28 protein-coding genes are annotated in these 25,714 nt (G+C 60.1%); 17 read left to right on the top strand and 11 right to left on the bottom strand.

Going from position 1 to position 25,714, the window contains the following annotated elements; translation table 11 throughout:
• Window positions 1-142: 142 nt before the first annotated feature.
• The 8 genes from trpD (at window position 143) to dnaB (ending at window position 6,230) form a co-directional block, all read left to right on the top strand.
• The gene (trpD, locus tag F451_RS0112330) at window positions 143-1,186 is read left to right on the top strand and encodes an anthranilate phosphoribosyltransferase (protein ID WP_020681679.1); all 1,044 of its coding nucleotides are present in this window, start codon (window positions 143-145) and stop codon (window positions 1,184-1,186) included.
• Entirely contained in the window at window positions 1,183-1,995 is an 813-nt protein-coding gene (gene trpC, locus F451_RS0112325; protein ID WP_020681678.1) for an indole-3-glycerol phosphate synthase TrpC, read from the top strand. The genes trpD and trpC overlap by 4 nt, the downstream gene beginning before the upstream one ends.
• Before the next feature lie 16 nt (window positions 1,996-2,011).
• Window positions 2,012-2,428 carry an OsmC family protein gene (locus F451_RS0112320; RefSeq protein WP_020681677.1) on the top strand — a complete coding sequence of 139 codons (417 nt, stop codon included), beginning with the start codon at window positions 2,012-2,014 and terminating at the stop codon, window positions 2,426-2,428.
• Window positions 2,429-2,648: 220 nt separating this feature from the next.
• On the top strand, window positions 2,649-3,062 hold the full coding sequence (gene rpsF, locus F451_RS0112315) for a 30S ribosomal protein S6 (RefSeq protein ID WP_020681676.1): 414 nt from the start codon (window positions 2,649-2,651) through the stop codon (window positions 3,060-3,062).
• Between the two features lie 32 nt (window positions 3,063-3,094).
• Entirely contained in the window at window positions 3,095-3,322 is a 228-nt protein-coding gene (gene rpsR / locus F451_RS0112310; protein WP_020681675.1) for a 30S ribosomal protein S18, read from the top strand.
• 15 nt (window positions 3,323-3,337) lie between these two features.
• The gene (locus tag F451_RS0112305; RefSeq protein WP_020681674.1) at window positions 3,338-4,183 is read left to right on the top strand and encodes a hypothetical protein; all 846 of its coding nucleotides are present in this window, start codon (window positions 3,338-3,340) and stop codon (window positions 4,181-4,183) included.
• 39 nt (window positions 4,184-4,222) lie between these two features.
• A complete protein-coding gene (rplI, locus tag F451_RS0112300) occupies window positions 4,223-4,669 on the top strand; it encodes a 50S ribosomal protein L9 (protein WP_020681673.1) in 447 nt (148 codons plus the stop codon).
• A 163-nt stretch (window positions 4,670-4,832) separates the two neighbouring features.
• Window positions 4,833-6,230: a replicative DNA helicase gene (dnaB, locus tag F451_RS0112295; protein WP_020681672.1), complete on the top strand. Its 1,398-nt coding sequence runs from the start codon at window positions 4,833-4,835 to the stop codon at window positions 6,228-6,230.
• 86 nt (window positions 6,231-6,316) lie between these two features.
• On the opposite strand, the gene F451_RS0112290 is transcribed toward dnaB, so the two are convergent.
• The 7 genes from F451_RS0112290 to F451_RS0112260 form a co-directional block, all read right to left on the bottom strand.
• Entirely contained in the window at window positions 6,317-6,748 is a 432-nt protein-coding gene (locus F451_RS0112290) for an acyl-CoA thioesterase (protein ID WP_020681671.1), read from the bottom strand.
• A 140-nt stretch (window positions 6,749-6,888) separates the two neighbouring features.
• Entirely contained in the window at window positions 6,889-7,422 is a 534-nt protein-coding gene (locus F451_RS0112285; protein ID WP_020681670.1) for a glycine zipper 2TM domain-containing protein, read from the bottom strand.
• 174 nt (window positions 7,423-7,596) lie between these two features.
• Window positions 7,597-8,895 carry an adenosylmethionine--8-amino-7-oxononanoate transaminase gene (bioA, locus tag F451_RS0112280; RefSeq protein ID WP_020681669.1) on the bottom strand — a complete coding sequence of 433 codons (1,299 nt, stop codon included), beginning with the start codon at window positions 8,893-8,895 and terminating at the stop codon, window positions 7,597-7,599.
• A 92-nt stretch (window positions 8,896-8,987) separates the two neighbouring features.
• Complete coding sequence (gene tsaA / locus F451_RS0112275) at window positions 8,988-9,701, bottom strand: tRNA (N6-threonylcarbamoyladenosine(37)-N6)-methyltransferase TrmO (RefSeq protein ID WP_020681668.1); 714 nt, start codon at window positions 9,699-9,701, stop codon at window positions 8,988-8,990.
• A gap of 55 nt (window positions 9,702-9,756) precedes the next feature.
• Window positions 9,757-10,503 carry a sulfite exporter TauE/SafE family protein gene (locus F451_RS0112270; RefSeq protein WP_020681667.1) on the bottom strand — a complete coding sequence of 249 codons (747 nt, stop codon included), beginning with the start codon at window positions 10,501-10,503 and terminating at the stop codon, window positions 9,757-9,759.
• A 95-nt stretch (window positions 10,504-10,598) separates the two neighbouring features.
• A complete protein-coding gene (locus tag F451_RS25460; protein ID WP_020681666.1) occupies window positions 10,599-12,245 on the bottom strand; it encodes a Na/Pi cotransporter family protein in 1,647 nt (548 codons plus the stop codon).
• Between the two features lie 107 nt (window positions 12,246-12,352).
• A complete protein-coding gene (locus tag F451_RS0112260) occupies window positions 12,353-13,060 on the bottom strand; it encodes a ComF family protein (protein WP_020681665.1) in 708 nt (235 codons plus the stop codon).
• Between the two features lie 96 nt (window positions 13,061-13,156).
• On the opposite strand from F451_RS0112260, the gene bioB reads away from it, so the two are divergent.
• The 6 genes from bioB (at window position 13,157) to F451_RS0112230 (ending at window position 18,164) form a co-directional block, all read left to right on the top strand.
• Window positions 13,157-14,200 (top strand): biotin synthase BioB, encoded by a 1,044-nt coding sequence (gene bioB / locus F451_RS0112255; protein ID WP_020681664.1) that lies wholly within the window; start codon window positions 13,157-13,159, stop codon window positions 14,198-14,200.
• A 75-nt stretch (window positions 14,201-14,275) separates the two neighbouring features.
• Complete coding sequence (gene bioF / locus F451_RS0112250) at window positions 14,276-15,457, top strand: 8-amino-7-oxononanoate synthase (protein WP_020681663.1); 1,182 nt, start codon at window positions 14,276-14,278, stop codon at window positions 15,455-15,457.
• On the top strand, window positions 15,454-16,218 hold the full coding sequence (gene bioH / locus F451_RS0112245; protein WP_020681662.1) for a pimeloyl-ACP methyl ester esterase BioH: 765 nt from the start codon (window positions 15,454-15,456) through the stop codon (window positions 16,216-16,218). Before bioF ends, bioH begins: the two co-directional genes overlap by 4 nt.
• The gene (bioC, locus tag F451_RS0112240) at window positions 16,215-17,018 is read left to right on the top strand and encodes a malonyl-ACP O-methyltransferase BioC (RefSeq protein ID WP_020681661.1); all 804 of its coding nucleotides are present in this window, start codon (window positions 16,215-16,217) and stop codon (window positions 17,016-17,018) included. The genes bioH and bioC overlap by 4 nt, the downstream gene beginning before the upstream one ends.
• An 87-nt stretch (window positions 17,019-17,105) precedes the next feature.
• Window positions 17,106-17,804: a dethiobiotin synthase gene (gene bioD / locus F451_RS0112235; RefSeq protein ID WP_020681660.1), complete on the top strand. Its 699-nt coding sequence runs from the start codon at window positions 17,106-17,108 to the stop codon at window positions 17,802-17,804.
• Window positions 17,805-17,903: 99 nt separating this feature from the next.
• The gene (locus F451_RS0112230; protein WP_020681659.1) at window positions 17,904-18,164 is read left to right on the top strand and encodes a hypothetical protein; all 261 of its coding nucleotides are present in this window, start codon (window positions 17,904-17,906) and stop codon (window positions 18,162-18,164) included.
• A 388-nt stretch (window positions 18,165-18,552) separates the two neighbouring features.
• On the opposite strand, the gene F451_RS0112225 is transcribed toward F451_RS0112230, so the two are convergent.
• From F451_RS0112225 to xseA, 4 genes are all read right to left on the bottom strand, one after another.
• Window positions 18,553-19,314 carry an alpha/beta fold hydrolase gene (locus F451_RS0112225; RefSeq protein ID WP_020681658.1) on the bottom strand — a complete coding sequence of 254 codons (762 nt, stop codon included), beginning with the start codon at window positions 19,312-19,314 and terminating at the stop codon, window positions 18,553-18,555.
• A 104-nt stretch (window positions 19,315-19,418) separates the two neighbouring features.
• On the bottom strand, window positions 19,419-20,042 hold the full coding sequence (locus F451_RS0112220; protein WP_020681657.1) for a BamJ family beta-barrel-assembly machinery protein: 624 nt from the start codon (window positions 20,040-20,042) through the stop codon (window positions 19,419-19,421).
• Window positions 20,043-20,166: 124 nt separating this feature from the next.
• On the bottom strand, window positions 20,167-20,298 hold the full coding sequence (locus F451_RS28610; protein WP_020681656.1) for a hypothetical protein: 132 nt from the start codon (window positions 20,296-20,298) through the stop codon (window positions 20,167-20,169).
• On the bottom strand, window positions 20,298-21,665 hold the full coding sequence (xseA, locus tag F451_RS0112210) for an exodeoxyribonuclease VII large subunit (protein ID WP_020681655.1): 1,368 nt from the start codon (window positions 21,663-21,665) through the stop codon (window positions 20,298-20,300). Before xseA ends, F451_RS28610 begins: the two co-directional genes overlap by 1 nt.
• A gap of 210 nt (window positions 21,666-21,875) precedes the next feature.
• Between xseA and guaB the strand changes: the two genes are divergently transcribed.
• The 3 genes from guaB to tadA all read left to right on the top strand — a co-directional run bounded on the left by guaB (window position 21,876) and on the right by tadA (window position 25,708).
• A complete protein-coding gene (guaB, locus tag F451_RS0112205; protein WP_020681654.1) occupies window positions 21,876-23,345 on the top strand; it encodes an IMP dehydrogenase in 1,470 nt (489 codons plus the stop codon).
• 98 nt (window positions 23,346-23,443) lie between these two features.
• Window positions 23,444-25,024, top strand: coding sequence for a glutamine-hydrolyzing GMP synthase (guaA, locus tag F451_RS0112200; RefSeq protein WP_020681653.1), 1,581 nt, complete (start codon window positions 23,444-23,446; stop codon window positions 25,022-25,024).
• Between the two features lie 159 nt (window positions 25,025-25,183).
• A complete protein-coding gene (gene tadA / locus F451_RS0112195) occupies window positions 25,184-25,708 on the top strand; it encodes a tRNA adenosine(34) deaminase TadA (protein ID WP_020681652.1) in 525 nt (174 codons plus the stop codon).
• The last annotated feature ends 6 nt before the right edge of the window (window positions 25,709-25,714 follow it).

The raw sequence follows: 25,714 nt of genomic DNA, 5'->3' as shown, positions 1-25,714 counted from the left end.
GTCAAGGTAAGGCAAGCATCCGCGAAAAGCCGCAATTTACGCGGTGTAAATGAGAATGTAGACCGGGCTCGCGCAGGCGCGGAGTTTTAACGCAGGATTGGCCATGCAGGCAGTTTTTTCAGCAGCCTGCTAAGGAGAGACAATGAATATTCAGCAAGCAATCGCCAAAGTGGTCGACCACCTGGATCTGACACGTGGCGAAATGACCGAAGTCATGCAGCAGGTCATGACAGGGCAGTGCACCGACGCCCAGATCGCAGGCTTTCTGGTAGCGCTGCGCATGAAAAGCGAATCCATTGATGAGATTACCGGTGCGGCACAGGTCATGCGTGACCTGGCAACGCCGGTGAAAATCAATGCCGCGCCGCTGGTGGATATCGTCGGCACCGGGGGCGATGGCGCCAACCTGTTCAACATCTCCAGCGCCAGTGCCTTTGTCACGGCGGCCGCTGGCGCTTACGTTGCCAAACATGGCAACCGCGCGGTGTCGTCGTCCAGCGGCAGTGCCGATCTGCTGGAGGCCTGCGGGGTCGATTTGACCCTGAACGCCGACGGTGTGGCGCGTTGTGTGGAAAATGTCGGCGTGGGCTTCATGTTTGCACCGAGCCACCACAACGCCATGAAATACGCCATCGGGCCGCGTCGTCAGCTGGGTATCCGTACCCTGTTCAATATTCTGGGGCCCATGACCAACCCTGCGGGCGTCAAGCGTCTGCTGATCGGCGTATTCAGTGATGCACTGTGCCGCCCCATGGCCGAAGTCATGCGTGAACTGGGTGGCGAGCATGTGATGGTGGTGCATGCCCACGACGGGCTGGATGAAATAAGCCTGGCAACCCATACCCATGTGGCTGAACTGAGAGACGGTGTGGTTACGGAGTACAGTCTGACGCCCGAAGAGGTCGGCATCGAAAGCCAGAGCCTGATCGGGCTTGAGGTCAGCAGCTCCGCAGACTCGCTGAGCCTGATCATGGATGCCTTCAAGGGCGTCAACAGCACGCCGGCACGCAAGGCCAGCAATATCATCGCCCTCAACGCCGGCGCTGCTATTTACCTGTCTGGCGTGGCGGCAACGCTGGCAGACGGTGTGGCCATGGCGCGTCAGCAGCTGGAAAGCGGTGCGGCGCTGGAGAAAATGGAGCAACTGGCGAGCTTTAGCCAGCAGCTGGCGCAGGAGCAGGCATGAACACTGATACACCCACGGTTTTGAAGAAGATCCTGGCCCGCAAGGCCGAGGAAGTCAGCGAGCGTTCGGCCCGGGTATCGATTGCCGACCTGCAGCAGCGCATTGCCGATCAGGCTGGATCCGAGACCGACCCGCGGGGTTTTGTCGATAGCATGGCGCGCAGTATTGCCGCCGGCCGCTCGGCGGTGATTGCCGAGGTGAAAAAGGCCAGCCCGTCCAAGGGGTTGCTGCGTGATCCCTTTATTCCGGCTGATATCGCCCGTTCCTATGAGCGTGGTGGCGCCAGCTGCCTGTCGGTACTCACTGATCGGGATTACTTCCAGGGCTCTGAAGCCTACCTGCAGGAAGCGCGTGCCGCCTGCAGTCTGCCGGTGATCCGCAAGGATTTTATCGTCGATCCCTATCAGGTGTATGAAGCCCGTGCCATTGGCGCAGACTGCATTCTGCTGATTGTAGCCGCACTGCAGGATCAGCAGATGGCTGAACTCAATGCCCTGGCCATAGAGCTGGGCATGGATGTGCTGGTGGAGGTACATGACCGGGCGGAGCTCGAGCGCTCCCTGGGTCTCGGCAACCGGCTGGTGGGTATCAATAATCGTAACCTGCACACCTTTGAAGTGTCGCTGGACAATACCCTTGCGCTGCTGGACCTGGTGCCTGATGATCGCATCGTCGTAACCGAAAGCGCCATTACGGGGCCCGCAGACGTGGCGCTGATGCGCCAGCACGGTGTGCACGGCTTTCTGGTGGGCGAAACCTTTATGCGCGCCGAAGACCCGGGTCTGAAACTGGCCGAACTGTTTGATTGATTAAGGATTTGTAACAATGACAATGAGTGCCAAGGTTCAGTGGGCCGGGGATGACCGTTTCAAGGCGACCACGGGTTCCGGTTTTGATGTGATGGTAGACCGTGATCTGAAGGACGGTCCGCGCCCCATGGAGCTGCTGCTGGCCAGTCTTGGCAGCTGCAGCAGCGTGGACGTCATGGCGATTCTGCGCAAGAGTCGCCAGGATGTGACCGAATGCGTGGTGGAAATCGAGGCCGAGCGTGCCGATGCGGTTCCGGCCGTGTTCACGGCCATCCACCTCAAGTTCGTGGTGACCGGGCGCAAGCTCAAGGAAGCCCACGTCAAGCGTGCAGTGCAGCTGTCCGCCGAGCAGTATTGCTCGGTGTCACTGATGCTGGAAAAGGGCGGTGTCAAAATGAGCCACAGCCATGAGATTGTCGAGCTCGACGTCTGAATAGCGGCCGCTGACACCGCGCATGGGCGCGGTGCGCCTGATCGCTCGACAGAAACCGAAGGCTGTGTCTTCGGTTTTTTTGTTTATGGATTGCACAGGCTCTCCTGTCTGCGTATAATTTCGCGTCCATTTGTACTTCATTAACCTCCTTGCTTTCGCGTGCAGACACAGGTTTTCCTGTATGGGCTCGTCGAAGGCTGCAAAACCGAAAGGAGTTCCAATGCGTCACTATGAAATCGTATTTCTGGTTCACCCGAACCAGAGCGAGCAGGTTCCTGCGATGGTTGAGCGTTACACCGGCGTTATCGAAGGTGCTGACGGCAAGATCCACCGCCTGGAAGACTGGGGCCGCCGCCAGCTGGCTTACCCGATCAACAATGCTCACAAAGCCCACTACATTCTGATGAACGTAGAATGCAGCCAGGAAGCTCTGGACGAGCTGGAAAACATGTTCCGCTACAACGATGCCGTTCTGCGTAACATGTTCATCCGTCGTAAAGAGGCGATCACTGAAGTTTCTCCGATCAAAGCCGCTGAGTCCCGCGAAGAGCGCAAGCCGCGTCGTGAAGATTCCCGGCCGGAAAGGCAGGAAGAGAAACCGGCTGCAGCGACTGAAGAAGCTGCTGCCGAGTAACCCCCACCTTTATTTGATTGAGGAGAAATCCCATGGCTCGTTTTTTCCGTCGCCGCAAGTTCTGCCGTTTCACGGCAGAAGGTGTTAAAGAGATCGATTACAAAGATCTGGAAGTCCTGAAAGGTTACATCACCGAAACAGGCAAGATCGTACCCAGCCGCATCACCGGCACCAAGGCGCGTTACCAGCGTCAGCTGGCGACCGCGATCAAGCGTGCGCGCTTTGTCGCACTGCTGCCGTACACCGACAGCCACCTGTAAGCCGGGATAATCGTCATGCGCAAGCTGGCTGAGCTGATAATGCGCGGCCGCTCGCAGGCGATACTGGTGGTGATTGTCGCCACCATGCTGCCGATGATGTACTGGATCAGTGCAGCGGCCGTCGGTCTGGTTACTCTACGACGAGGACCTGGCGATGGTACCGGACTCCTGGCCTGGAGCTTGCTCCCGGCCGGAGCCTGGGGGCTGGTCGGAGATCCAACCCCCGCTCTGGTTATCCTGGGTACCTATGTACTCGCAGTGATACTCAGGCGGACAGTGTCCTGGGGCTACACCCTCGCGGTTCTGATACCGGTCGGTGTGCTCAGCGGTATCGCTCTCGAGCAGATGCTGCATGAGGTTCTGGGGCAATTGGTTGAGGTTGTACAAGAGCTGCTGCAGTCGCAGGAGACAGTACCGGGTGCACAGCTTGGCGCCGACTGGTGGTATCAGTTGTTCGCCGGCGGCCTGAGCGCCACCCACGCGGCCATGATGTTGGCCTGCCTGGTGCTGGCTCGATGGTGGCAGTCGGTACTGTACAACCCCGGTGGTTTCCGCGAGGAGTTCCACCGGTTGCGACTGAGCCCGGCACTGGCGTTGTCTATCATGGCGGTGCTGGTAGTGGGTCCGCAGTTCGGTCTCGTAATGGTGCATTGGTTACCGTTACTGGTTTTGCCGCTGGTATTTGCCGGTCTGGCTCTGGTTCACGGCAGTGTGGCCAAACGGAAAGTGGGGGTGACCTGGCTGATCATGTTTTACATGGCAGTCGTGGTGCTGGGCCCCTACCTGATTACGATGCTGGTGTTGCTGGCTGTGATTGACAGCCTTGTCGATATCCGTCGACGCATACCGGCCAAGACTTAGTACTGCAATTACATTTGCAGAACGAAAGAGGTTTACGAGATGGAAGTTATTCTGCTCGAAAAAGTAAGCAAGCTGGGTAACCTGGGTGACAAGGTTAACGTTAAAGCCGGTTTCGGTCGTAACTACCTGGTTCCTCAGGGCAAGGCTGTTGCCGCCACTGAAAACAACGTAGCGAAGTTCGAAGAACGTCGTGCGGAACTGGAAGCTTCTGCTGCAGGCAAACTGAGCGATGCTCAGGCGCGTGCCGAACAGCTGAACGAACTGGAACTGTCCGTTGTTGCCAAAGCTGGCGACGAAGGCAAGCTGTTCGGTTCCATCGGTACACGCGATATCGCTGATGCGATCTCCGGCTCCGGTGTTGTTGTCGCTAAAAGCGAAGTTCGTCTGCCGGAAGGTGCTATCCGTACCACTGGCGAGTTCGAAATCAACTTGCAGCTGCACCCTGAAGTGAATGCAACAATCAAGCTGAACGTTGTCGGCGAATAATCCCGCCTGACAATTTGTCTGCTGAAAAGGCACTGCGTAGAATACTGCGCAGTGCCTTTTTCGTTTCTGGCGTTTCTGTTGCGCATGCGTTTGTGCCGCGAACGCGTCCAGGGGCACAGACTACCGATAGATACATCCCTGTTTTTGGCTTTTGGGTTATACGATGGACTTTTCTGAACTGCATGACGATGATCTGGCCAATATCAAGCTGCCGCCGCACTCCATAGAAGCGGAGCAGTCTGTACTGGGTGGGTTGATGCTGGACAACAGCACCTGGGATACCGTTTCCGAGGTGCTGACGGAAGATCTGTTCTACCGCCGTGACCATCGACTGATTTTCCGCACCATGGAAAAGCTGATCAACAACAGCCAGCCGGTGGATGTGGTCACGGTGTCCGAAGAGCTGGATCGCATTGGCGATCTGGAAGCCGCGGGTGGGCTGGATTACCTGGTGACGCTGGCGCGCAATACTCCCAGCGCCTCGAATATTCGTGCCTATTCCGAGATCGTGCGCGACCGCGCGCTGCTGCGCCAGATGATTACGGTAGCCCAGGACATTTCCGACAGTGCCTTCAACCCAGAGGGGATGGCGCCGGAGGATCTGCTGAACGACGCCGAGCGCAAGATCTTTCAGATTGCCGAAAGCCGGCCGAACCAGGGCGGTCCGGAGCCGGTTAATCCGCTGCTGAAAAAGGCCGTTGAACGCATCGATACGCTGTTCAACAACGCCGAAGCCATGACCGGGGTATCCACCGGTTTTGATGATCTGGACGAGAGTACCACCGGCCTGCAGCCATCGGATCTGATCATTGTGGCGGCAAGGCCGTCCATGGGTAAAACCACCTTTGCCATGAACCTGGTGGAAAACGCGCTGATGCTCAGTGGCCGTCCGGTGCTGGTATTCAGCCTCGAAATGCCCGCCGACCAGCTGGTCACGCGTATGCTGTCATCGCTTGGGCGTATCAACCAGACCAAGGTGCGTACCGGCCAGCTGGAAGAGGAGGACTGGCCGCGCCTCACTACGGCCGTGAACATGCTGCGGGACAAGCCGCTTTATATCGACGATACGGCCGGTATCAGCCCCAATGAAATGCGTTCCCGGGCGCGGCGTATCAAGCGCGAGCACGGCGACCTGGCGCTGATCATGATCGACTACCTGCAGCTGATGCAGATCAAGGGCACCAAGATGGAGAGCCGCACCCACGAGATTTCCGAGATCTCGCGCTCCCTCAAGGCGCTGGCCAAGGAAATGGAGTGCCCCGTGGTGGCGCTGTCGCAGCTCAACCGAAGTCTGGAGCAGCGCCCCAACAAGCGGCCGGTGAACTCGGATTTGCGTGAGTCCGGTGCCATCGAGCAGGATGCCGATGTCATCATGTTTATCTATCGTGACGAGGTTTATAACGAAGACAGTGAGCACAAGGGTATCGCTGAAATCATTATCGGCAAGCAGCGAAACGGCCCCATAGGGACCGCCCGGCTGGCCTTTATCGGCAAATATACCCGTTTCGAGAACCTGGCCGCGCAGCACTATGAAGAGTACGGCGGCTTTGACGGCGGCTGATACGCTGTGTTCAGCAGCCTCGCTTCACCCGGCTGTGTACCTGTCGGTGATATGAGGCTGTTGCAGGGAAATGCATGGGGCCTGTATCAGGTGTTTTTCATCATGCGGTCACGAAATTTCTGTGGCACCGTGGTGACTTTGCGCTGCTCATAATCGAAGAACACCATGCCGGTCTTGGCATGTGCGACCTCGACAGCGGTTTTCTTGTTGCTGAGCAGATAGTAGAAATCGCAGCCGTACTTGTTGAAGTCGTCGATGCAGACGTCAATCTGCAGAACATCTCCATGAAACCCTTCCGCCTTATAGATGACCGCCGAGTCGGTCATGATCATGCCCACGCCCTCGACGTTTAACTCACCGTAGTTGTACTGCGCCAGAAAGCGCACCCGGGCTTCATGAATCAACGACACGATGGAGTCGTTGCTCAGGTGGCCGCCGTAGTTGATGTCGCTGATGCGCACCGGCAATTCAGTGGTGAAGGTAAAGTGTTGCGGCATCTCTATCTTGATACGTGGCATTACTGCTCCCACTACAGATCCATTTCGCCAAAGCATAAAGAAAGCGGGAGCCAGGGTCGAGCATCTTGGCTGGGCCCTGTGAGCAGGCATGAAAAAGGGGCCTGTTCAGGCCCCTGTGTCGTGTGCGACAAGGCGTTTTGTTACTGGGCATTGAGGACCAGTTTGCCATCCTTGACCGGAATGCTGCTGCCAGGGTTGTGATCCATGCGCACGGTGGCTACCTGCTCGCCCAGGCGATATTCCACGTCGTAACCGATCAGATCCTTTTTCGTGTCCGTGACGGTATTGCAGACGCGTTCGGTGGTGGTATAGGTATCTTTTTCCTGCAGGTTTTTCTGCACCTGGTTGCCGGCGTAGCCACCGGCGGCGGCGCCTGCAACTGTCGCCAGCTTCTTGCCGTTACCACCACCGACCTGCTTGCCCAGCAGACCGCCGACGACGGCACCGACGACGGAGCCGGCAATGCGGTTTTCATCCTTGACCGGTGCCTGGTGGGTCACCACGCGGTCTTCGCAGACTTCGCGCGGTACCTTGATGGTCTTGTAGGCTTCAGAGACCTTGAGCACCTCGGCTGCGGCGGGAGCGGAGTTCATCATCTGGTATCCGGCGAAGCCGCCACCTGCAGTGACAAGGACGGCGCCCAGTACAGTACCTACGAGCATTGATTTGTTCATCTTTATGTCTCCAGGGCCAGCGTTTGACTGACTGCCTTAGCGGTCTGAGTATCTTAGGCTGCACAGCATAGTCCAATGTGCCTGTACCTGAGTTGAACGGCCGGGTTTGGCGCGGGCCAGTATCCGAACCGAAAAGCGGCAAGCCGAGCTGATTCCCGGCAGACTACCGCTGGATTAACTCCGGTATTCCGCCAGTACTTTCACCATCGCATGGGTCAGGGTGGCAAGATCCTCATTCGACATAACATAGGGTGGCATGACATAGACCAGCTTGCCGAAGGGGCGGATCCAGATGCCCTGGGCGACAAACGCCTTCTGTATTTCCACGGTATTGACCGGCGCCTTCATTTCCACCACGCCGATAGCGCCGAGGCAACGTACCTCGGCGACGCTCTCAAGCGCCGCAGCGGGCGCGAGGCCGGACTTCAGGCCCCGCTCGATACGGGCAACATTGCCGGCCCAGTCGCCCTCGTGCAGCAGCTTCAGGCTTGTAGCCGCGACAGCACAGGCCAGCGGGTTGGCCATGAATGTCGGGCCGTGCATAAAGCAGCCGGCGCCGCCGGCGGAGATTGTTTCGCCGATATCCGTGCGTGTCAGGGTCGCGGCCAGGGTCATGTAACCGCCGGTCAGGGCCTTGCCGACACACAGAATGTCGGGGGTAATCCCTGCGTGTTCGCAGGCGAACAGCTTGCCGGTGCGGCCAAAGCCGGTGGCCACTTCGTCGGCAATCAGCAATACGTCGTACGCGTCGCACAGTGCGCGGGCGCGTTTGAGGTATTCAGGATGATAGAAACGCATGCCGCCGGCACCCTGCACAATGGGCTCCAGAATCAGTGCCGCGATCTGCGCGTGCTGCTGGGCCAGCAGGTTTTCCAGCTCGCTAATATCGCTGTCATCCCAGTCGCCGTGGAACGGAATCTCGGGGCGCGGGGCGAAAAACTGCTGTGGCAGCACGCCGGTAAAGATTTCGTGCATGCCGCCGACCGGATCGCAGACCGACATGGCGCCAAAGGTGTCGCCGTGATAGCCGCTGCGAATGGTCAGCAGCCGGTGCTTGGCGGGAAGGCCTTTGGCATGCCAGTACTGAATGGCCATCTTGATCGCCACTTCCACGGCCACCGAGCCCGAATCGGCAATAAACACCTTGTCGAGGCCTTGCGGGGTCATGTCCACCAGGCGTTGCGCCAGCTCGATGGCGGGTTCATGGGTGATGCCGCCGAACATCACATGGCTCATGCGATCAATCTGGGCGTGGGCCGCAGCATTGAGTTGCGGGTGGCCATAGCCATGAATGACAGACCACCAGGAGGCCATGCCGTCGATCAGTTCGCGGCCGTCGGCCAGCTCCAGCCGTACGCCCTTGGCCGCCACCACGGGATAGGCGGGTGGCGGGTTGATCATGGACGAATAGGGATGCCAGATATGCTGCTGGTCGAATGCTATTTGTTCAGATGTAATCCGTTGCGCGGGCATGAATACTCCCTGTGAGTAAAAAGTGATCTCTATTAGAGCGAGCAAGCCCCTGCGGTGCAAGCGCTGAACCGGCGAGGGGGTGCTGATCAGGGTCAGTCGGTGAGCGGCAGGATTTCCAGTACGCGGATCTGGTCCTGATCGATGCTCCAGCGGATATTCAGGTCATGCAGGCGAATGCCGTAGATGCGCTCTGTCTGCTTCTTCTGATAGGCCGGGCGTGGGTCGCAGCGTAGCAGGTCCTCGATCTGGCGGCGCAGCGGCTCTTTGTGCTGGCGTTCGTAGTCGTCGCAGCAGTGCTGCGCCTGAGGGCTGAAGATGACCGGGAGGTCGAGCAGCTCGATGCGCTCTGCCAGCTCAAAGGTGGCGCTGTCGATGCGATCCGAGTAGGGCAGGTACGGCTTGATGTCGAACACCGGGGTCTGGTCCAGCAGGTCGGCGCCGCTGATATCGAGCAGCACGCGATCGCCTTCGAAGCGGATGCCGTCCAGGCGCACCGGCGAAAGTCCGACGGGGTTGGGTCGAAACGGTGAGCGGGTGGCGAAGACGCCGATGCGCTGGTTTCCGCCCAGGCGTGGCGGGCGCACCGTTGGGCTCCAGCCCTTGCCGACACATTCACTGAACAGAAACAGCAGCCAGATGTGGCTGGCCATTTCGAGCCCGCGGACCGACTCCCGGTTGCCGTACGGGGGCAACAGTTCAAGGGTGGCGCCGACCGAGTGCACCAGGCCTGGCTGGCGCGGAATGCCGAACTTTTCCTTGTAGCCGCTGTGGATAAGTCCGATGGGCTGAAATTCAATAGGCTGCATCAGTCGTCATCTGGGGAATTAAAGCCCGGGAGTATAGCAGGCAGAGTGAGTGTGATCAGTGGCTGAATACATCGTAAAACAGCTTGATGCCGGCCAGCATCAGAAAGCCGTAACAGAGGTGATAAAAAATGCGCTCGTTGATGCGGTGTTGCAGCCAGGCCCCGGTCAGTACGCCGACCGGCGCCAGCACAGCGAGTACGGCAGAGGTGGTGAGCATATCGGTACTGAACTGACCGAGCATGCCATAGGGAATCAGCTTGATGTAGTTAACGGCAGCGAAAAAGACGATGGTGGTGCCGATATAGGCCTGCTTTTCGAGCCGCAATGGCAGCAAGTAGATATTCAGGGGCGCGCCGCCAGCGTGCACGCTGAAACTGGTGAAGCCGGACAGGGCGCCCCAGAAGCTGCCGTGGGCAAGGTTTTGTTTACGCGGATGCTGGGCCTTCTTGCGCAGGTAATAGTTCAGCGTAAAGGTGATGGCGATGGTACCGACGATCAGGCGGATATGATCATCGGTCAGGTAACGAAAGCTGAGAGCGCCGAGCACGATGCCCACCACGGCTGCGGGCAGCAGCACCTTGAGACATCGGGCATCGCCCTTGCCACGGAATTTCCACAATCCCACCAGGTCCATCAGGCAGAGAATCGGCAGCATGATGGCGGCGGCGGTGGTGGGCGGCACGGCCAGCGCGAGCAGAGGAACGGCGATCAGACCCAGGCCCCCGCCCAGGCCGCCTTTTGATATACCGACGATTAATACCGCAGGTATCGCAACCAGGTAGAAAAATGGATCCTGGATCATGGTCAGGCGAGTCCGTTCAAAGGGCAGTAGGGGCGATTATCCTAAGGTCAGGCCCGCGCGCTTGTAAAGGCGCGGGCAAAAGCTTGGCTGTAGTTTCAGGCCGTTGGCGTAGCCGCCGTTGTGTGCGCCGGATCTCGATGCTGCAGCGGGGTGATACCGCTCCAGTAGCGCGATACTTTCTCGGCCTGCTCGGCCAGGCGATGAATATGACTCAGGGCATCCAGCAACTGTACCGTATCCTCGGGGGACAGGCGTCGTTCAGTCGCCGCCTGCAGGATCGAGGACTTGAGGTTCTGATACTGGCGTTCCAGCTGTCGCAGCAGCAGGTGGGCACTGTCGGCACCCTGGTCGACGCTGTCGTCGATTTCGCAGGCATCGATCAGTTCGATACTGGCCCTTTGGTAGTCGTGCACGGCGCGCCGGGTGGCTTCATCGGCGATGACGTCAAAGCGGTCATAGTAGCCCGGCAGCAGGCACGACAGGCGGCTGACTTCGTTCAGGTAGCGTGTGATGCGCAACGCCGTGGGCAAAATGCCGCTGACTTCGCTGCTGATATCGTTCTCGGCAATGCGCTGACAGAAGACGCCGATCTTGCTGACCAGCCTGTCCACACTCTGCTGCTGGGCGCGCAGGCGGTTGTTGTTGCCGTCGTTGGAACTGATGGCTTCGCGGGCCATACGTGAACAGATCTGGTCCACTCGCGTCAATTCCTTGGCCATGGCCTCGATCGCCAGGGAGGGCATCTGCACCAGGGTGTCATCCAGGTAGCGGGTGCGACCCTCGTCTTCCTCCTGGCTGCAGAAGCGCCGCTTGAGAATGACCACCAGGCGGTCGGTGAGGGGCCAGAGCAGGGCGACGCCGGCCAGGTTGAACATGGAGTGGAACAGCGCCAGTAACAGCACAAGGTCATAGCGTGTTGCATCTATGCGGTTAAGCCAGGGGGCCAGCAGCAGCAGCAATCCGAGCCCGATGAGGCCCGTCAGCAGGTTGAACAGTACGTGGGCAGCGGCGATGCGCTTGGCATTGGAGGTCGCGCCGATGACCGCAAGGATGGCGGTGGAGGTGGTGCCGACATTGGCACCGATCACCATGGCGGCGGCGGCGGCCAGCGGGATGGCGCCGGACGCGGTCAGGGACAGGGTAATGGCCAGCGCTGCGGCGGAGGATTGCATCAGCAGGGTCAGTACGAAACCGGCCAGGACAAACAGCAGCAAACTCAGGCCGTTGCTGCCCAGGGTCGACAGATCCAGGTGCTGCTCAAAGCCGGCAAAGGCACTCTTGAGAAAATCCAGGCCGATAAAGAACACCCCAAAGCCCGCCAGGGCAAAGCCGATGTGGGCCACTCGACCGCCGCGCCCGGCCAGTTGCACCAGCATGCCGCCACCGATCAGTGGCAGAGCCAGCGCGCTGATATGAATCTTGAAGCCGATCAGGGCAATCAGCCAGCCGACCATGGTGGTGCCGATGTTACAGCCGTAGATGACCGAAACCGACTGGGCCAGGGTGAGGAGCCCCGCGTTGACGAAGCCGATGGTGGCGATGGTGACGGCGCTGGAGGACTGCACGAGAGCGGTGATCAGGGTGCCGGAGATCAGCCCGCGCAGGCGTGACAGGGTGGCGGTGCGCAGAATCTGTTTCAGTGACGGCCCTGCCGCCTTGCGCAGGCCCTGGGTCATCAGGTGCATGCCCAGCAGAAACAAACCGATACCGCCGACAAGGTCTCCAAACAGGGTGAACTGCATATATAGCCTCCTTACTGACTGAGGCTCGGTGTCTTCCAATCAGGCGCCCGAGGTACGTTAAAGCTTAGGCGTGCTTTGGTTGTTGATTCAATCGGTTTGTTGAAACTTCATTGCTCACCGGGCGCCGGTGTACGGGCCAGCACCCAGATATCCACCCGCCTGACGCCCGCTTTTTTCAGCTGCCGGCTGATTTCGTTGACGGTCGTGCCGGTCGTCATGACATCGTCGATCAGGGCGACATGATCATAGGCCGGCCCGTTCCAGCTGAAGGCGCCCTTGAGGTTGCGTCGCCTCGCCTTGCCGCGCAGCTCCATCTGGTGAGTTGTCTCACGGGGTTTGGTCAGGCTGCGCAGATCTGTTGCTATTGTCAGGCGTGCTCCCAGGCGTGCGGCCAGCAGAGCAGCCTGGTTATAGCCGCGCCGGCGCAGTCTGGAGGCGGCCAGTGGCACCGGGATCAGTACCTGGGGCAGGGCATCACAGTGGTGTTGCAGATGGTCGGCAAAGCTGTTCGCGAGCCAGCCCAGTTGGCCGGTCTGGCCATGGTATTTGATCAGTGGGATCAGCCGGTTGAGGGGAAACCGGTAGGCGAAGGCCGCGTAGGTACGGTCAAAGGCAGGCGGGCGCTTCTGGCAGCGGCCGCAGATCAGGCCTTCAGTACCCTCGGTTGGCAGTGCGCAGCTGCGACACGCCGGGGCAATGCGGGGCATGTCATCGAGACAGGCCTGGCAGAGGCCGCCACGGGTCTGCGGATGAATCCGGCACAGCCCACAGGATTGGTTAAAAAGTAACCCGAAGTCCACCTTCGAATAATGCATTGGTTGACAGATCCTTCTGTCGGTTTATTATGGCTGCCTATTCTTCTGGTGGCGCCCGGTTGCGCCTGACTGAATTTTTGATAGGGATTCTCCAAGATGCAAGCCAAGGCCGCCGTTCGTCACGACTGGACCCCGCAGGAAGTTCGCGCACTGTTCGAACTGCCCTTCAATGACCTGCTGTTTCAGGCTCAGACTGTACATCGTCAGCACTTTAATCCCAATGAAGTACAGGTTAGCACCCTGTTGTCGATCAAGACGGGTGCCTGCCCGGAAGACTGCAAGTACTGCCCCCAGAGTGGGCACTACAATACCGGGCTTGAGAAAGAACGCCTGATGCAGGTCGACAAAGTGCTGGAAAAGGCCCGCGCCGCCAAAGCCGCCGGCTCAACCCGTTTCTGCATGGGGGCCGCCTGGAAGCACCCGGCCGAAAAGGACATGCCCTATGTGACGGAGATGGTGCGCGAGGTCAAAAAGCTGGGGCTGGAAACCTGCATGACCCTTGGCATGCTGGATGAAAGCAAAGCCGAGCGCCTGGCAGAGGCGGGACTGGATTACTACAACCACAATCTCGATACCTCGCCCGAGTACTACGACAAGATCATCACCACCCGCACCTATCAGGACCGTCTGGATACGCTGCATCATGTGCGCGAATCCGGCATGAAGGTGTGCAGCGGCGGCATTCTGGGGCTGGGTGAAACCGCCACCGACCGTATCGGGCTGCTGAGCCAGCTGGCCAACCTGCCACGCCATCCTGAATCTGTGCCCATCAACATGCTGGTCAAGGTCAAGGGTACGCCGCTGGAGAACGCCGAAGATCTGGATCATCTGGACTTTATCCGCACCATCGCGGTGGCGCGTATCATGATGCCCGAATCCCATGTGCGCCTGTCCGCCGGGCGTGAAAGCATGAGCGACGAAATGCAGGCCATGACCTTCTTTGCCGGTGCCAATTCCATCTTCTACGGTGAATGCCTGCTGACGACGCCCAACCCGGACACCAACAGTGACCTGCAGTTGTTCAAGCGCCTGGGTATCAACCCGGAGCAGCGCATTTCCGATTCCGATGAAACGCAGCAGGAACAGCTGATGCAGCAGGTGCAGTCCGCCCAGGACAGCGCACGCTTCTACCCCGCCTGATTTTTTTGTGCCCCTGGTCCGGGATGCCGCCCTGGTAATACAGGCGCGCAACCCGGGCACAAGCTGGAGTCTTCCATGTCCTTCGATCAGTTGCAGGCTGCGCTGGATCAGCGCGAACGTGACGCCCTGTACCGTCGACGCCGCGTACTGGACAGCCCCCAGGGCCCTGAGGTTCAGGTCGATGGCAAACGCTATCTGGCGTTCTGTTCCAATGACTATCTGGGCCTTGCCAATCATCCTGAGGTGATTCGTGCCCTGCGAGAGGGTGCCGAGCGCTATGGGGTTGGCGGCGGCGCCTCCCATCTGGTGAATGGCCATGGTCGTGCTCACCATGAGCTGGAGGAGGCCCTGGCCGAGTTCACCGGTCGCGAGCGGGTGCTGCTGTTCTCCACCGGGTATATGGCCAACCTGGGCGCCATCAACGGTCTGCTGGGTAAAGCGGATGCGATTTTCCAGGACCGTCTCAATCATGCCTCCCTGCTTGATGCCGGTCTACTGAGCGGTGCGCGCTTTCAGCGTTATCTGCACAACGATGTCGCCAGTCTGGAGCAGCGCCTGGCCAGGACTGAGGGGCGGCGCAAGCTGGTGGTGACCGATGGCGTCTTCAGCATGGATGGCGATCTGGCACCGTTGCCGGCGCTATCGGCTGCAACCCGGGCGCAGGGCGGCTGGCTGATGGTTGATGATGCCCACGGCTTTGGCTGTATCGGCCGGGGCGGGCGCGGTATTGTCGATCACTTTAACCTGGGGACGGACGAGGTTCCGGTACTGGTCGGCACCCTGGGCAAGGCGTTCGGTACTTCCGGTGCTTTCGTGGCCGGTTCCAGCGCCCTGATTGAAACCCTGATCCAGTTTGCCCGCACCTATATTTACACCACCAGTATGCCGCCTGCGGTGGCCTGCGCCTCGCTGGCCAGCTTGCGTCTGCTGGAGCGTGACGATTGGCGCCGCGAACACTTGAATGCGCTGATTGGGCGTTTTCGCGCCGGTTGCCAGCAGCTGGGGCTTGCTCTGATGGATTCGCCCACGCCAATTCAGCCGATTCTGATCGGCGAGGCTGATGCGGCCATGGCCATAAGTGCGGGGCTCGAAGCACGGGGTATCTTTGTGGGTGCCATACGCCCACCCACGGTACCGGCCGGCAGCGCCCGTCTGCGGGTCACCCTCAGTGCCAGCCACAGCGAGGCGCAGGTGGATGAGCTGCTCGACGCGCTGGGGCAGGTGATCGGATCAGGGCTCCATGGAGCGCATGCATGAGCCTGTATGTCGAGCGCCGACCTCGAACCGGACGTCCGCTGCTGGTGCTGTTGCATGGCTGGGGCCTGCACAGCGATGTCTGGCAGCCGTTGCTGCCGGCCCTGCGGGCGCATTTTGATCCGCTGCTGATCGATCTGCCGGGGCTGGGACGTTCGTCCGCGCTGACGGGGCCCGTTACCGTACAGGCGGTTGCTGCCGAAGTGTTGCAGCAGGTGGATGAAAGCGCGATCTGGCTGGGCTGGTCGCTCGGTGGGCTGGTCGCAGCGCAAGCGGCCCGCCAGGCGCCGGAGCGCGTGAGTGCGCTGGTCACGGTGGCCTCCAATCCCTGTTTTGTTGCACGGGAAGACTGGCCCTGCGGCATGGCTGCGGACATTTTCGATGGCTTTGTCAGCGCGCAGGCGACGGATTCGGCCCGCACCCTGGCGAGCTTTGCACTGCTGCAAAGCCGCGGCGAGGGGGCGCGGGACATTCTGCGGGCGCTGAAAGCAGTGCTGGCTGAACATGAGCCTGCGGGTCTGGCCGACAATCTGATGCTACTGGCCGAGGATCATCGCGAAACGCTGGCTGGGCTCGCGCTGCCTGCGCTGCATATCTTTGGCGAGTCGGATCATCTGGTGCCGGCAACCATCCTGGAGCGAATGCAGGCGCTGCAACCCCAGGCCCGGGTACGCCTTTATGAGGGCGCCGGACATCTGCCGTTCTATTCTCATCAGGACCGGTTCGTTGACGAGCTGGTTGCGTTTGTCGGGGCCGGGCTGTGAACGCCGCGGCGTTGCTTAACAAGCACAGGATCGCTGACTCTTTCAGTCGTGCGGCCCAGACGTACGACGCCGCGGCCGAATTGCAGCGCCAGATCGGCCATCAGCTGCTGGCATCTCTGGCCGTCGCAGCGCCGGATTGCATACCGGAGCGGGTGCTGGATCTGGGGTCGGGGACGGGCTATTTTACACCGCTGTTACGTCAGCGTTTCGCCGCCAGTCAACTGCTGAGCCTGGATTTGGCCCAGGGTATGCTGGCCTATGCGCGGGAGCACCGACCGGATCCCAATGCCGCCTGGCTGTGCGGTGACGCTGAATCACTGCCGTTGGCGAGTGACAGTCTGGACCTGATCTTTTCCAGTCTGGCGATACAGTGGTGCGAACGCCCCGAGCGGCTGTTTGCCGAGATCGCACGGGTGCTGCGTCCCGGTGGGCGCTTCGTGGGGGCAACCCTCGGGCCCGACACCCTGCATGAGTTGCGCGATGCCTGGGCGCAGGTGGATGGCGACATGCACGTCAATCGCTTTGTGGGCCGCGAACACTTGCTGGCAGACCTGCCAGCCACGCTACGGCTGCGGGCCTTTACGACCGAAAACCGCGTGTTGCGGTACACGCAGTTGCGCCAGCTGACATCGGAGCTCAAGGGCATTGGCGCGCACAATATGAACCACGGCCAGCCCGCAGGGCTCACCGGCAAGGCTCGAGTGCAGGCGTTCAAGGCAGCCTATGAGCGGCATCGCGACCCCGAGGGGCTGCTGCCGGCGACCTATCAGGTTTATTACCTCAACGTCGAAAAAATGTAGTATCGGTCCAGCCGGTGCCGGATCATGACCCACCGGGTCGCCACCTAACCCGCGACTTACCATTCACAACTTGCGACTTATCAACCCATGGCCAAGCATAATTACTTTGTCGCCGGCACCGATACCGATGCCGGCAAGACCCTGGTGACAACCGGCATTCTGGAAGCCGCCAACCGGCTCGGGCTGAAGACCATTGGCCTCAAGCCGGTTGCCGCCGGGTGCGAGGCAACAGCCGATGGATTGCGCAACGACGACGCGCTGAAGCTGCAGCAGGCCGCCTCGGTCAAGCTGGGCTACGACTCGGTAAACCCCGTTGCACTGGCGGCGCCGGTTGCGCCCCATATCGCGGCGACCCAGGCCGGACGCACGCTGTCGGCCGATCGCATTGCGGCGCTGTGCCGTGGCAGCATGATGCATTCTGCCGATTTGTTGCTGATCGAGGGCGCGGGTGGCTGGCGGGTGCCGCTGAACGGGCGTGAAATGCTGTCCAGGGTGCCGCAGCTGCTTGAAACGCCGGTGATCCTGGTCATCGGTATGAAACTTGGCTGCATCAATCATGCGCTGCTGAGCGCTGAAGCCATTGTGCGCGACGGTCTGCGAATTGCGGGCTGGGTGGCCAATCGTGTCGATCCCGGCATGGCCTGTTATGACGAAAACCTGGCGACCCTGAAGGGCCTGTTCCCGGTCCCGTTGCTGGGCGAGGTGCCGCACCTGGCGAAGCCGAGCGCTGCGGCAGTGGCCGATTGTCTCGATGTGTCATCGTTGCTGGCTGCAGGCCCGGCCTGAGTGTTCGCGCCCGGCTGGCCCGCCAAGTGGGAGCGGACTATACTGACGCGGTAACCTGCGCCGGGTCGAATCGGCGCAGGCAGCCAGGGAGACACACGCATGAACGTTACATCAGCGCCACAGTCCGGTTTGCTCGGCCTGAACCGCGGCATCGACAATGTGCAGAAAGTGGCCGGCGATCTCACCGGGTCAGGCCGGTCGGACAAGGCTGAACTGGCCAGCGGCCGCACGCCCGATGAAGTGGTTGAGGCCTCGGCGTCGGCGCAGCATGAAGCGGCCAGTACCCAGGTGGTGCCGGACGTGAACGCCTCGAGCGATGTTGAAAACGTTCTTGGCGCTATTATTGATACCCACGCCTGACGCGCGGCCAGAGGCCGCTATCCCATCTACACCCGCTTTTATTGAAATCCAATCCAGCACGCTGATGAGGTTGTATCGGCGGCTTTCCGTGTTTCGCGTGTTGCGCTGTTGCGCATTCGGTAATGACGGCTAAATCAAGCCGTGTGCATCAAGGGACGCTGCGGATCAGCCATGTGGCCAGAACAGAATTTTCTGCCCTGAGAGGGTGCCTGTGGCCGGTTTGCTTAGCCCCGCAGGACGTTCTGAGCCGGCCTGGTTACAAGCGCCGGTTCTTCGGTTCCTCAGTGGTGCCAGTGGCCTGAGGATTCAGCCCTGCAGAAAGTTTTGGATCAGCCTGGTTACAAGTGCGGTTTTTTCGGTTCCTCAGTGGTGCCAGTGGCCTGAGGGTTCAGCTCTGCAGGAAGTTCTGGAGTAGCCGGGTCGTTAATGCCGGTTTCTCTGCCTGCGGCCAGTGGCCGGCGCCGTCGATCACCTTGTACCCCGCGTGCGGGAACAGGGCTAACAGGGCATCGCGGTATTCCGGCTGAATATAGTCGGAGTTGCCGCCCTTGATAAAGAGCGTGGGGCCCATGTACGGAGTGCCGGTGGGTGCCGCGGCGATATTGGCGTACTCGCGATGCAGGGTGTCGAGATTGACGCGCCAGGCGAAACTGCCGGCATCGGTGCGGTACAGATTGCGCAGCAGGAAGGCGCGTACCATCGGGTCTTTGACGAAGGGTGCCAGCTGCTTCTCGGCGTCGCTGCGTGATTTCAGGGTGTTTAGCTCTACCGCGAAGAGTCCCCTGAAAACATCGTCATGGTGGTGCGGGTACTGCACCGGTGCGATGTCGATGACGATCAGCTGCTCAACCCGTGCCGGAAAGTTCAGTGCCAGCTGCATGGCTGCCTTGCCGCCCATGGAGTGTCCCAGAACGCGGGCCCGTGGAAGGTCCAGGGAGTCCATCAGCTCGATCAGATCCTGCGCCATGATGGCGTAGTTCATCTCGCTGTCGTGGGGTGAGCGGCCGTGGTTGCGCAGGTCCACGCTGATAACCTGGTAGTCATGTGACAGCGCTTTAGCCTGGCTACCCCAGTTGTCGAGGCTGCCGAACAGGCCGTGCAGGATGAGCAGGGGTTCGCCCGTGCCTTGGATCTGATGATGTAGTTGCATGGATGGCTCCGTGCCTCTGGCTCGGCACCAGAGCGGGTTGTGCGGGTAATGGCTCCCGCCAGGCGGGAGCGCGGTAACGCAACTCGATCAGCCGGCTGGCCGGATCAGAGGATTTCCAGCAGTTCGACGTCAAAGACCAGCGTCGCGTAGGGCGGAATGCTGCCCTGTGAACCCTGGGAGCCGTATGCGAGCTTGTACGGTACATAGAGTTTCCACTTGGCGCCTTTGGACATCAGCTGCAGGGCTTCGGTCCAGCCAGCAATAACGCCGCCGACCGGGAATTCGGCCGGCTGACCGCGCTCGTAGGAGCTGTCAAAGACATTACCGTCAATAAAGGTGCCGTGGTAGTGCGTGCGGACCTTGGAATCACGGGTCGGTTTGGCACCGCCGTCGCCTTCGGTAATGACTTCATACTGCAGGCCGGATTCCAGCACGGTAACGCCTTCACGCTTGGCATTTTCGGCCAGGAAAGCTTCGCCTTCTGCGGAGAACTGCTTGGCTTCGGCTTCTTTCTGCTCGCGAATGCGGCGGTTGATCTCGGTAAAGGCAGCCTGAATATCTTCAACCTGTACTCTCAGTTCCAGGTTGTTGTAGGCATCCGTGATACCGCTGGTGACTGCATCCAGATCCAGGCCATCAAAGCCGCCCTGAGCGAGCTGATCGCCCATCTGGCGACCAATGCCGTAGCTTGCGTGTTGTTCCAGTGTTTCCAGTTTCAGTTCAGACATGCATGACCCTGTCGGTTCTGTGATTTTGAAAACGCGCAGGCTACCACAGACCGGCTTTTATTGCTCGTCGACAAACAGCAGTGGGTCGACCGCGCATTGTTTTGGCTGAGGCTCCAATGCTACGTCAGACGGTACGCAGGATTCCCTGGGCAATTGGCTGGCGTTCGTCGGGCGCTTGCTGCGTGTGCGCTGCCGCCAGGCGCAGGGTAACTGGCACCGAGCCCGGCAAAAGCGGGGCCGTCAGCAGCGTGGGCATCAGGTGATCTCTTCGCTGGGCTGCGGTGTGGGCAGCATGGTGGCGGTAACCCGGCTCTGCACGCGGCCCCTGGCCAGGCGGGTTTCGATCATGTCGTCGATCTCAAGCAAGGCTGCGTCGTCGATAACCCGGCCCTGGCTGTCCTGCACGATGGCATAGCCGCGCTCCAGGGTTGCCAGCGGGCTCACGGCATTGAGTTGCCCTGCCAATGCGGCGCTACGCAGGCGTTTGTCGTGCAGCAGGTGAGTCATCTGGCGTTCGAGTTGCTGGCGCAGCGAAAGCAATTGCTGACGCGACTGGGTGATCTGGCGTTGCGGACGTATTTGTACCAGCCGGGCTTGCTGGCGTTCCAGTCGATTGCGTCGTTCGTGTAGCAGGCGCAGCACGGCTTTGCGTAGGCGCATTTCCAGTTCATCAAGGCGCTGGGCCCGTTCACGCAGGCGCTCACCGGGATGGCGCAGCCGGCGTTGTAACGCGACGAGGCGTTCCCGCTGCTGGCCAAGCTGCTGTCTGATGCGGTCGAGCAGGCGCCTTTTGGCCTGGTTGAGCCGCAGCTGCAGCTCCCGTTGATCAGGCGTCAGCAGTTCGGCGGCGGCAGAAGGGGTGGGCGCACGCAGGTCGGCGACAAAATCGCTGATCGATACATCGGTCTCATGGCCCACGGCACTGACGATGGGTATTCGGCAGTCGTGGATGGCGCGGGCCACGCTTTCTTCGTTGAAGGGCCAAAGATCCTCAAGGGAGCCGCCGCCGCGTCCCAGAATAATCACATCGCACTGTGCATGACGCTGGGCCAGCTGCAGCGCCCGTACTATGGATGGGGCCGCTTCTGCCCCCTGTACGGCGCTGGGGTATAGTGTGACGGGCAGGCCCGGGAAACGGCGCTTCAATACGCTGAGAATATCGTGGATGGCGGCGCCTGTCGGGGAGGTGATCACACCCAGATGGCGCGGGTGGGGCGGCAATGGAAGCTTGCCGGCCGGGTCAAACAATCCCTCGGCGCCGAGGCGCAGCTTGAGGTCTTCAAAGGCCTGCTGCAGCTGGCCGACACCGCTTTCTTCCATGTAGTCGCAGATAAGCTGGAATTCGCCCCGGCCTTCATACAGCGAAACCTTGGCCCGAACCATGACCTGGTCGCCGTCTTTCGGGCGGTATTTCAGGAACTGGCTGCGGTTGCGAAAAAGCGCACAGCGGACCTGGGCACGTTCATCCTTGAGGGTGAAGTACCAGTGGCCTGAACTGGGGCGCACGAAATTTGAAATTTCCCCCTGCACCTGGATCATCATGAACGAGCTTTCCAGCAGGGATCGTACCTGCCGGTTAAGGTCGGAAACAGAGAGGGCGTGGGTCTGGGTTTTAAGCGTCATGGCTGCATCTTAAGGAGGCGCAGAACAAGTCGCAATAGGGCGTCGCAGGGGATGGCGGGTGCTTTGGCGGCAACGTGACGGTGATACCGTCGCCTGCGGGGTCTCGACCTGGTCAGTGGTTAATCGTTTTTGTACTTTTGCTGGCAATATCTGTATAATTGCGCGTTTCATTTTTTATGCTCCTTTCACGCTACTTATGGGCTGCTGATAATGTTACGAATCGTTGAAGAAGCGCTCACGTTTGATGACGTTCTGTTGATGCCCGGTTACTCCGAGGTGTTGCCAAAGGACGTGTCTCTCAAGACGCGCCTGACCCGGGAAATCGTGCTGAATATTCCGTTGGCGTCTGCGGCAATGGATACCGTGACCGAAGCGCGTCTGGCGATTACCATGGCCCAGGAAGGCGGCATCGGCATCATTCACAAGAACCTGACCGTTGAGCAGCAGGCTGACGAAGTGCGCCGGGTGAAGAAATTCGAAGCCGGCATCGTCAATAACCCGGTCACCTGTCACTCCGACATGACCGTGGGCGAGCTGCGCGAGCTGTCAGAGCGTCTGACCTACTCCGGTTTCCCGGTGGTGGATGATGGCGAACTGGTGGGAATCGTGACCAGCCGCGACGTGCGCTTCGAACAGTACCTGGATGCCAAGGTCTCCACCATCATGACGCCCAAAGAGCGTCTGGTGACCGTGAAGGAAGGGGCTGATCCGGACAAGGTTCGCAACCTGCTGCGCAAGCACCGCATTGAACGCATTCTGGTGGTCGACGATAACGGCAAGCTGGCCGGCATGATGACCGTCAAGGACATGTACAAGGCCAAGGCGTACCCCAATGCCGCCAAAGACTCTCAGGGTCGCCTGATTGTGGGCGCGGCGGTAGGTACCGGTGTCGATACGCCTGATCGTGTTGCTGCGCTGGTTGAGGCCGGGGTGGACGTGATTATCGTCGATACCGCCCATGGGCACTCCCGCGGCGTGATCGAGCGTGTTGCCTGGGTCAAGAAAACCTTCCCGCAGGTGCAGGTCATCGGTGGCAACATTGCCACGGCGGCGGCGGCCATTGCGCTGGCGGATGCCGGTGCCGATGGCGTCAAGGTAGGCATTGGTCCCGGCTCCATTTGTACCACCCGCATTGTTTCGGGCATCGGTGTGCCGCAGATCACCGCGGTGGCCAATGTGGCTGCGGTGATGAACGAGCGTGGCATTCCTGTTATTGCCGACGGTGGCGTGCGCTTCTCCGGCGATCTTGCCAAGGCTGTGGCTGCCGGTGCGTCATGCATCATGGTGGGGTCCATGCTGGCCGGTACCGATGAAGCGCCGGGTGAAGTGGAACTGTTCCAGGGGCGGGCATTCAAGTCCTACCGTGGCATGGGATCCCTCGGTGCCATGGCGCAGACTTCGGGTTCCTCGGATCGCTACTTCCAGGATGCCTCCGAAGGTGTCGAGAAACTCGTGCCGGAAGGCATTGAAGGCCGCGTCCCCTGCAAGGGTCCGGTCGCGGGTGTGGTTCATCAGCTGATGGGCGGCTTGCGTTCATCCATGGGCTATACCGGCAGCGCCAGTATCGATGTCATGCGCACGGTGCCGCAATTTGTGCGCATCACCAGTGCCGGCATGAACGAAAGTCATGTACATGATGTAAGTATTACCAAGGAAGCGCCGAACTACCGCGTCGGCTAAGCCTTGTAACATCTCCGATAAATGGGGTGGCAACTGACCGCTCCATTTTTTTTTTGCTAGCGCATGAGTTGCCCGGCAACCGGTGGAGACACTGTCGAATGACACAAGATATTCACGCACAACGCATCCTGATTCTGGATTTCGGTTCCCAGTACACCCAGCTGATAGCGCGCAGGGTGCGCGAAATCGGTGTGTACAGCGAAATCCATCCCTGGGATATGGACGAAGCGGCCATCCGCGAGTTCGCGCCCAAGGGTATTATTCTTGCTGGCGGTCCGGAATCGGTGACCGAGTATGATTCGCCCCGTGCCCCCCAGGCCGTGTTTGATCTGGGGATTCCGGTGCTGGGTATTTGCTATGGCATGCAGACCATGGCCGAGCAGCTCGGTGGCAAGGTTGAAACCTCTGACAAACGCGAATTCGGCTATGCCAAGGTCCGTTTAGCCAGCAGCCCGAGTCGCTTGCTCGAAGGCATTGAGGATCACCTGGCCAACAACGGTGCGCTGATTCTGGATGTCTGGATGAGCCACGGTGACAAGGTTACCGAGATGCCGGAAGGTTTTGCGATCATCGCATCAACCGATTCGGCGCCGGTGGCCGCCATGTGCGACCCCAAGCGCAATCTCTACGGCGTACAGTTCCACCCCGAGGTGACACACACCAAGCAGGGTGGGCGAATCCTCGAGCGCTTCGTGCGTGAGATCTGCCAGACGGACGGTCTTTGGACGGCGGCCAATATTGTCACTGACCTGACTGAAAAGGTGCGTGCCCAGGTTGGAAATCAGAAAGTCCTGCTGGGCTTGTCGGGCGGCGTGGACTCGTCGGTGGTGGCGGCTCTGTTGCATCAGGCGATTGGTGATCAGCTGACCTGTGTGTTTGTTGATAACGGTCTGCTGCGTAAAAATGAAGGCGATCATGTGATGGACATGTTTGCCCAGAACATGGGTGTGCGGGTTATCCGTGCCGACGCCGAGGAAAAATTCCTGTCCCGCCTGCTGGGCGAAAATGACCCGGAAAAGAAACGCAAGCTGATCGGCAACACCTTTATCGAAGTATTCGATGAAGAAGCCACCACGCTGAGGGATGTCAATTTCCTGGCTCAGGGCACCATTTATCCGGACGTGATCGAGTCTGCTGCCTCAAAGACAGGCAAGGCGCACGTGATCAAGTCACACCACAACGTGGGTGGCCTGCCGGACGACATGCAGTTCGAGCTGGTCGAGCCGCTGCGCGAGCTGTTCAAGGACGAAGTGCGCAAGATTGGTCTGGAACTGGGTCTGCCTTACGATATGGTTTACCGCCACCCCTTCCCGGGGCCGGGTCTGGGCGTGCGTATTCTGGGTGAAGTTAAAAAGGAATACGCCGACATCCTGCGTGAAGCCGATGCCATCTTCATTGAAGAGCTACACAATGCAGGCTGGTATCACAAGACCAGCCAGGCCTTTGCCGTTTTCCTGCCGGTGAAGTCGGTGGGTGTGGTGGGCGACGGTCGCCGCTATGAGTACGTTATTGCACTGCGTGCCGTGGAAACCATCGATTTCATGACCGCGCGCTGGGCGCATCTGCCCTACGAGCTGCTGGAAACCGTATCAAGCCGCGTGATCAACGAGATCCCGCAGGTCTCCCGCGTGACCTACGATGTATCCAGCAAGCCGCCTGCGACCATCGAGTGGGAATGATCGCTAACTGACTGAGTCAAAAGCCCGCAGCTGCGGGCTTTTTTATACATGGATGTATTTATCCTGCGTGTGCATGGATGCACAAAAGCAGGGCTTATGGACAGGATGTACGGTATGCCGCGAGCGCAGGGATGCGCAGGAGCGGCGGCAGGAGAGGGTATGGTTGACGAGCAGCAACAACAGGTTGACGAGCGCTGGATGGATGAGGCGCTGCTGATGGCGATGCAGGCCGATGCGCTGAATGAGGTGCCGGTCGGTGCCGTGGTGGTGCTGGACGGCGAGATCGTCGGGCGTGGCTGGAACAGGCCTATCAGCGGACATGATCCAACCGCCCACGCCGAAATCATGGCGCTGCGGGAGGCGGCGGCGGCGATCGGCAATTACCGCCTGGTGGGGGCGGACCTGTATGTCACCATTGAGCCCTGCACCATGTGTGCCGGTGCCATTGTGCATGCGCGTATTCGCCGGCTGGTGTTCGGTGCGACCGAGCCCAAGGCGGGCGCGGTGGTCAGCAATGGTCAGCTGTTGCAGCAGTCCTGGCTGAATCATGGTGTCGCGGTGGCGGGTGGGGTCAGGGCGCAGGCGTGCAGTGAGCGCATCAGTGACTTTTTCCGCCGCCGCCGGGCGCACAAGCGTGCGCTGAAGCTGGCGCTGCAGGCGTCACCGGATCGTGCGCCGGACTGAGCACAA

It is taken from the genome of Marinobacterium rhizophilum DSM 18822, from assembly GCF_000378045.1.
GTDB lineage: Bacteria > Pseudomonadota > Gammaproteobacteria > Pseudomonadales > Balneatricaceae > Marinobacterium_A > Marinobacterium_A rhizophilum.
This window is presented reverse-complemented; position numbering and strand designations above follow the sequence as displayed.